This window comes from Gemmatimonadota bacterium (genome assembly GCA_026706845.1).
Classification (GTDB): Bacteria; Latescibacterota; UBA2968; order UBA2968; family UBA2968; genus VXRD01.
The window spans coordinates 1-2,115 of sequence record JAPOXY010000269.1; the positions used below are offsets into that span (position 1 = coordinate 1).

1 protein-coding gene is annotated in these 2,115 nt (G+C 56.1%); it reads left to right on the top strand.

The window, feature by feature from the left end; translation table 11 throughout:
* On the top strand, window positions 1-2,115 hold a 2,115-nt coding region (locus OXG87_23430), incomplete at both ends, for a TonB-dependent receptor (GenBank protein ID MCY3872509.1).

Sequence of the window (2,115 nt, forward strand, 5' to 3'; positions counted from 1 at the left end):
CTCCCCCCCATCCGCGTCTTACCCTTCCTTTTCTTGTGCGCTACCCTATTGCACGCACCCACATGGGCGCAATCTCAGGCAACCACCGGCGTTATCCGCGGCTTTGTCTGGGATCAGTTCGGCAACCCCATTGGCAACGCCACCATCGCCCTCAAAGAAATCAGCACCAATTACCGGCGCACCCTCACATCATCCGATCTGGGAATATTCACCGCGACCCTGTTGCCTCTGGGTTTTTACGACATCACAGTACAGGCAGCGGGACAGGCAGAAGTGCGTCAAACAGGGGTGCAGGTGCGGGTTGGCGAGACAGTGGAACTCGTCTTCAAAATGGCATTGCAAATGGACGAAGTCCTCATCGAGGCGACGAGACCCGCCGTTGACATCACCCAGAGCGAAACAGCCACGCGCCTGCCCGAAGCAGCCGTGCAGGACCTGCCCAACAACGGGCGCAATTTCCTCAACCTCACACTATTGACCCCGGGCGTGAGCATCGTGCAAGGACCTGATGGCGATGAATTGACCATTGCCGGTCAGCGCGGCATACACAACAACATCTCGGTAGATGGTGCGGATTTCAACAACCCCTTCTTCGGCGAACAACGCGGCGGACAGCGCCCCGCCTTCACTTTTAATTTAAACGCAGTAGCGGAAATGGTGGTCATACCTCAGGGAGCCAATGCCGAATTCGGACGTTCCAGCGGCGGCTTTGTCAATGTCATCACCAAATCGGGCACCAACCAATTCCACGGATCCGTGCATTTTTTTGGCAAACACGACGCCCTATCCAGCACAGCCCGGCACAACGGGATAGAACGCACGCCCAATTTCAAACAGGGGCAATTCGGCTTCACCCTGGGTGGCCCTCTAAAAAAGGACAGGGCATTTTTCTTTGCCGCGTATGACCAGCAGATTTTCAGAGATACCAGACAGAACAATATCGGGCGCGGGGATGCCCGCCTGCGCCACTTTCTGGCCTCCGAATTCAACCTATCCGACGACTACGGCGCCATTGACCGCACCAACGATGCCCGCGCATTTCTTTTCAAAGTCGATTACCACCTGTCGGAGGAACACTCCGCCACCTTCAAATACAATTACACCTGGTCCGAACAAGAGAACGGCACCTTTGATGTGGACTCCTGGGCGCGCAGCGCCAATGCGATTGAAAGAGACTGGTCACACGCCTTTAACGGCAGTCTGGTATCACTTCTATCCACCAGCACGATCAACGAATTCCGCTTCCAAATCGCCCGCGAAGACCGTCCCCGTCCCTACGGTGGACCTCACAATCCCAATACCGGGCGGCCCTTTCCCGATACGGGCATGGACTTTGTACACGGCTATCGCTTTGGCATGCCCTTCTTCATCCCCATCGAATACTACGACTCTCGCATCCAGTTGCTCAATAATATCTCCATAAGCAAGGACAATCACCTGATCAAAGCTGGGATCGAATGGAACCGCGTCGAATCCGTACAAACCTTTATCGGTTTTGCCAATGGACGCTACATCTTCAATTCCGTAGATGGCTTTCTCCACTTCGTCCAGCAGGGCAATACCTATGTCGAATGCTCCGACGGCAGCACCAGCACCACCGGAACCTGTCCCGACGGAACGGAAATTACCGGGCCTGTCCTCATCTACTTGCAGCAGTCCGGCGTCGGCGGCCTGAGCGTGGAAGAAGCAGGCACACAGAAGATCCCCCAGCACGAACTGGCTCTGTTTGTACAGGACAGTTGGCAACCCTCGAACAAACTCACACTCAATTACGGCTTGCGCTGGGAGGCGCAGATCCAGCCCGATGTAATCACCGATCCGGACGAGGTCTTCTTCGCAGATTTCATTGGCAAAACGGTCACTAACGAAACGGGCACATACACATTCCCCGCCAACGGCAAAATCCCCTCTGCCTGGGATATGTTCCAACCGCGGTTGGGCATAGCTTACGATGTACACGGCGACAATAAGACCCTGTTGCGGGGTAGCGCGGGGATCTATTACGCCCGCATCCCCGGCTTGAACCTGGCGGGCACCCGCTCGACCAATGGCTCGCGCGGACAATCCATCTTCCGCTCCAGCGCACTGACGCCCGTATTGGGTCCGCCTCCACCC